Here is a 4,719-nt window from a genome sequence, read left to right as displayed (position 1 = left end):
TGGGCTCCACTGGTTCCCCTCGGCCGGCTACGTCCCCGCGGCGCAGGGCGTCGGCCCCTGGCTCGCCCACCTCACGCTCCCCGCCCTCGCGCTCAGCCTCGACGTCGTCGCCGACGTCGCCCGGCAGTTGCGCACCGGCCTCGTCTCCGCGTACGCGGAGAACTACGTGACCGGCGCCGTCGTCCGCGGACTCTCGCCGCGCCGCGTCTTCTTCGGCCACGTGCTGCGCAACGCACTCGGACCGGCGCTCGCCACCCTCGGGCTCAAGTTCCCCGCGCTCGTCGGCGCCTCCGTCGTCACCGAGTGGATCTTCGGCCTCCAGGGCTTCGGCCGCTTCGCCAACGACGCCGCCCAGGCCGGTGACGTCCCCGCCGTCCAGGGCGTCCTCGTCGTCTCGATCGTCCTCGTCGTCACCTTCAACCTGCTCGTCAACCTGGTCCTGGCCCGCGTCACCCCCGCGTCCCGGAGAGGAGTCTGACCATGGTGCGCCGCGTGCTCGCCCTCACCTCCGGACGGATCGCCGCCGCCGTCCTCGCCGTGATCGCCCTGCTGGCGGTCCTCGGCCCGCTGCTCGCCCCGCACGATCCGCTCGCCACCAGCGCGCACACCCTCGCCGGGCCCTCCGCCGGCCACTGGCTGGGCACCGACTACCTCGGCCGCGACACGTTCAGCCGGCTCCTCGACGGCTCCCGCGTCAGCGTCCTCGGCTCGCTCGAGGTCGCCCTGACCGCCCTCGTGGTGGGCGCCGTCCCCGGCATCCTCTCCGTCCACCTCGGCCGCGCCTTCGAATGGGTCACCCTGCGGCTCACCGACACGCTCGTCGCGCTGCCCTTCCTGCTGTTCGCCGTGGCCGTCATCGCCCTGCTCGGCAACGGCATCACCCAGGCGATGCTCGTCACCGGCGTGCTGGTCTCGCCGCTGTTCTACCGGGTGGCCCGCGCGGCGACCCTGACCGTCGCCCGCTCGCCGTACGTCGAGGCGGCCGTCGTCTCCGGCGCCTCCCTCGGCCGGATCGTGCGCCGGCACGTGTGGACCAAGGTGTTGCCGCCGATCGCCGTCGCCCTCGCCCAGACCGTCGGGACCGGCTTCGTGATCGTCTCCTCGCTCACGTTCCTCGGCATCGGCGTCCAGCCGCCCGCACCCACCTGGGGCGGACTCCTCGCCTCCGACCTCGGCTACCTGGCCCACCAGCCCTGGGCGCCCGTGGCCCCCGCCCTCCTGATCATGATCACCGTCTGGGCCTGCAACCTGCTCGCCGACGCCGTCCGCGACGTCTCCGGCGAGGCCGGCCGCACGCTCGTCGACCGGCACAGGGCCCGCGACCGCCGGACCGGCGAGGCCCGCCCCGTCTCCGCCGGAGGAGCCCGATGACATCCCCGACCACCGCCCCCGACACCCGTCCCGTACCCGTCCCCGCACCGGCCGCACCGCCCGTCCTGTCCGTCCGCGACGTGCACATCACCGACCGCTCGACCGGCCGGGAGATCGTCCGCGGCGTCGGCTTCGGGCTCACCCCCGGCCGCAGCGTCGGCATCGTCGGCGAGTCCGGCAGCGGCAAGACCCTCACCTGCCGTGCCGTCCTCGGCATCCTGCCCCCGCACTTCGAGGTCTCCGCCGGTTCCGTCGAGATCGACGGCACCGACACCGCCGGCCTCACCCCCGCGTCCTGGACCGCCCTGCGCGGCAGCACCATCGGCGCCGTCTTCCAGGACCCCGCCTCCTACCTCAACCCGTCGATCCGCGTCGGCGCCCAGCTCGCCGAGGTGCTCCGCGTCAAGAAGGGTCTCGGCCGGCGCGCGGCCCGGGACCGCGCCCGTGAACTCCTGGACACCGTCCGGCTGCGCGAACCCGCGCTCGTCGCCGGGCAGTATCCGCACGAGCTCTCCGGCGGCATGCTCCAGCGCGTCCTGATCGCCACCGCCGTCGCCGCGGAACCACGCGTTCTCATCGCCGACGAGGCCACCACCGCCCTCGACGTCACCGTGCAGGCCGAGATCCTCGACCTCCTCGCGGACCTGCGCGAACGCACCGGACTCGCCCTCGTCGTCGTCTCCCACGACCTCGCCGTCGTCGCCCAGACCTGCGACGAGGTCCTCGTCCTGCGCCAGGGCGAGGTCGTCGAACAGGGCCCGACCCACGAGGTCCTGCACGCTCCCCGACACGACTACACCCGGCTGCTCGTGGCCGAGCACGAGCGCTACGGCCTGGAGCGGTTCCGTACCGCGAAGGAGGACGCATGAGCACCACGCCACCCGTGCTGCGCATCAGCGACCTGGACGTGCACTACGGCCCCCGGCGCCGACGGCGGCAGGCGCTGCACGGCGTCAGCCTGGACGTCGCGCCGGGCGAGACCGTCGGCCTCATCGGCGAGACCGGCTCCGGCAAGTCCACACTGGCCCGCGCCGTCCTGGGCCTCGTCCCCGCGAGCGGCGGGTCGATCGTCGTCGACGGCGAGGATGTCACCGCCCGGCACCGCCGCCGACTGCGGGCACTGCGCCGACGCGGCGTCCTCCAGTACGTCTTCCAGGACCCGCTGCGCAGCCTCGACCCGGACCTCACCGTCGAGGAGTCCCTGAGCGAACCGCTGTTCGTGCAGGGCGTCCCGCGCGAGCGAGCGGCCCGGACCGTACGGGCCCACCTCGACCGGGTCCGGCTCACCGCGGACCTGCTCGACCGGCTGCCCGGCGAACTCTCCGGCGGCCAGCGCCAGCGCGTGGCCGTCGCACGGGCCCTGGTCACCGAACCCCGCGTCGTCATCCTCGACGAGCCCGTCAGCGCCCTCGACTCCGCCCACCGCGTCCAGATCCTCGAGATCCTGGGCGACCTGCGCGCCACCGGAGTGGCCCTCCTGTTCATCTCCCACGACCTCGGCTCCGTCGCGGGCGTCGCCGACCGCATCGCCGTTCTGCACCGCGGCGAGCTCGTCGAGAGCGGACCGGCCCGCACCGTCGTCACCGCACCCCGGCACCCGTACACCCGGCTCCTGCTCAGCTCCGCGCCCACCCTCGACGGCGCGCCCGCCGACCGGGAGGAACGCCGCAGGCTGCGCGCCCTCCTGCCCGCCTGACCCGGCCCCGCACACCCACCGCCCCGTCCCCGCGAAGACAGGAACACCCATGCCCCGCAAGAAGATCCACCTCGCCCTGCATCCCTACGGCGTCGGCGGCCCCGGCCAGCACGGCCTGTGGAAGGACCCGCGCGTCGCGCCCGACTCCAGCATCGACATCCACTACTACATCCGGCTGGCCCAGACCGCCGAACACGCCCTGTTCGACGCCCTGTTCATCGTCGACAGCCAGTTCATCAACGCGACCTACCCCTCCCACTACCTCAACCGGCTCGAACCGCTCACCCTGCTCTCCGCGGTCGCCACCCACACCCGGCACCTCGGCCTGGTCGGCACCGCCAGCTCGACGTACAACTCCCCCTTCAACCTCGCCCGCCGCTTCGCGTCCCTCGACCACATCAGCGGCGGCCGGGCCGGCTGGAACGTCGTCACCAGCTTCGACACCGGGACCTCCCGGAACTACGGGCTCGACGAGCACCTGGACTACGCGACGCGCTACGCGAGGGCCCTGGAGTCCGTGCAGGTCGCCCGCGGACTGTGGGACTCCTACGAGGACGACGCCTTCCCCGCCGACGTGGCTCGCAACGTGTTCCTCGACCCCGCCAAACTGCACGCGCTCGACCACGAGGGAGAGCACTTCAAGGTCGCCGGGCCGCTCAACCTCTCGCGCTCGCCCCAGGGCCAGCCCGTCATCTTCCAGGCCGGTGTCTCCGAGGAGGGCCGCGACCTTGCGGCGCGGGTCGCCGAGGGGATCTACGCGCCGGCCGGAACCCTCCAGCAGGCCCGCGAGTACTACAGCGACATCAAGCGCCGCACCGCCGCGTACGGCCGCGACCCCGAGCACATCAAGGTCTTCGTCCACGGCGGACCCGTCGTGGCGCCCACCGACGAGGCGGCCCGGCGACGTGAGCGCGAGATCTTCGAGGAGGACAACGACTTCGACCGCCATCTCGCGCTGCTCGGCCGCTCGTTCGGCGCGTACGACTTCAGCGTGCACGACCTCGACGCCCCGTTCCCCGACGTCGCCCACCTCGCGGAGAAGGGCGGCAGGACGGGCGCCGCGAAGATCATCGAGCGGGCCCGTACCGAGCGCCTGACGCTGCGCCAGGTCGCCCAGTCCCTCGCCGAGTTCCGCCGCTCACCGTTCGTCGGAGCGCCCCGGACCGTCGCCGACCGCATCGAGGAGTGGTTCGACGCCGGCACCTTCGACGGCATCAACCTCGCCTTCCGCACCGAGGAGGAGCTCGCCCTCTTCGTCGACGGCGTCGTGCCGATCCTCCAGCAGCGCGGACTCTTCCGCACCGCCTACGAGTCCACCACCCTGCGCGGCCACCTCGGTCTCCCCGTCCCCGCCAACCGGCACACCACGACCCCGCACCCCGCAGGAGCCCCCGCATGACCGGCCGTCACCCGCGCACCGACCACCCCGTGCCCGCGGGCGTCACCCCGCGCGGCACCCTCGTCGTCGTACCCGGCCGGGGCCAGAGCCGTGCCACGTACGGCCGCTTCGGCAGACGGCTCGCCGCGGACGGGTACGAGGTCCGCGTCGTCGACGCGCCCGCCCCCGCGGTGCCCGGCGCGCTGGCCGCGCACCTCGACGCACTGGAGGACCGCCTCAGGGACGCCGTCGCCGGCGCGGGCCCGGTCGCCCG

Annotated in this window: 5 protein-coding genes and 1 pseudogene; all 6 read left to right on the top strand. The window is 73.8% G+C overall.

The features are described from left to right. A partial coding sequence (locus GTW43_RS13675; protein ID WP_161301950.1) for an ABC transporter permease occupies window positions 1-478 on the top strand: 478 nt, incomplete at its 5' end. Between the two features lie 2 nt (window positions 479-480). Continuing rightward, window positions 481-1,371: an ABC transporter permease gene (locus tag GTW43_RS13670; RefSeq protein ID WP_161301948.1), complete on the top strand. Its 891-nt coding sequence runs from the start codon at window positions 481-483 to the stop codon at window positions 1,369-1,371. Continuing rightward, on the top strand, window positions 1,368-2,240 hold the full coding sequence (locus GTW43_RS13665; protein WP_161301946.1) for an ABC transporter ATP-binding protein: 873 nt from the start codon (window positions 1,368-1,370) through the stop codon (window positions 2,238-2,240). Before GTW43_RS13670 ends, GTW43_RS13665 begins: the two co-directional genes overlap by 4 nt. Continuing rightward, entirely contained in the window at window positions 2,237-3,067 is an 831-nt protein-coding gene (locus GTW43_RS13660) for an ATP-binding cassette domain-containing protein (protein ID WP_161301944.1), read from the top strand. The genes GTW43_RS13665 and GTW43_RS13660 overlap by 4 nt, the downstream gene beginning before the upstream one ends. A 49-nt stretch (window positions 3,068-3,116) precedes the next feature. After that, window positions 3,117-4,466 (top strand): LLM class flavin-dependent oxidoreductase, encoded by a 1,350-nt coding sequence (locus tag GTW43_RS13655; RefSeq protein ID WP_161301943.1) that lies wholly within the window; start codon window positions 3,117-3,119, stop codon window positions 4,464-4,466. Beyond that, window positions 4,463-4,719 (top strand): annotated as a pseudogene (locus GTW43_RS13650) (lysophospholipase); the annotation flags it as partial. The gene GTW43_RS13655 and the pseudogene GTW43_RS13650, both read left to right, overlap by 4 nt.

This window comes from Streptomyces sp. SID5785 (genome assembly GCF_009870065.1).
GTDB lineage: Bacteria > Actinomycetota > Actinomycetes > Streptomycetales > Streptomycetaceae > Streptomyces.
Note: the sequence above shows the minus strand (reverse complement) of the source record. Positions and strands in the feature narration are given on the sequence as shown.

Excerpts from the sequence above, each read along its gene's own strand:
- GTW43_RS13665 (WP_161301946.1), top strand. The coding sequence starts at position 1,368 with ATGACATCCCCGACCACCGCCCCCGACACCCGTCCCGTACCCGTCCCC.
- GTW43_RS13670 (WP_161301948.1), top strand. The coding sequence starts at position 481 with ATGGTGCGCCGCGTGCTCGCCCTCACCTCCGGACGGATCGCCGCCGCC.
- GTW43_RS13660 (WP_161301944.1), top strand. The coding sequence starts at position 2,237 with ATGAGCACCACGCCACCCGTGCTGCGCATCAGCGACCTGGACGTGCAC.
- GTW43_RS13655 (WP_161301943.1), top strand. The coding sequence starts at position 3,117 with ATGCCCCGCAAGAAGATCCACCTCGCCCTGCATCCCTACGGCGTCGGC.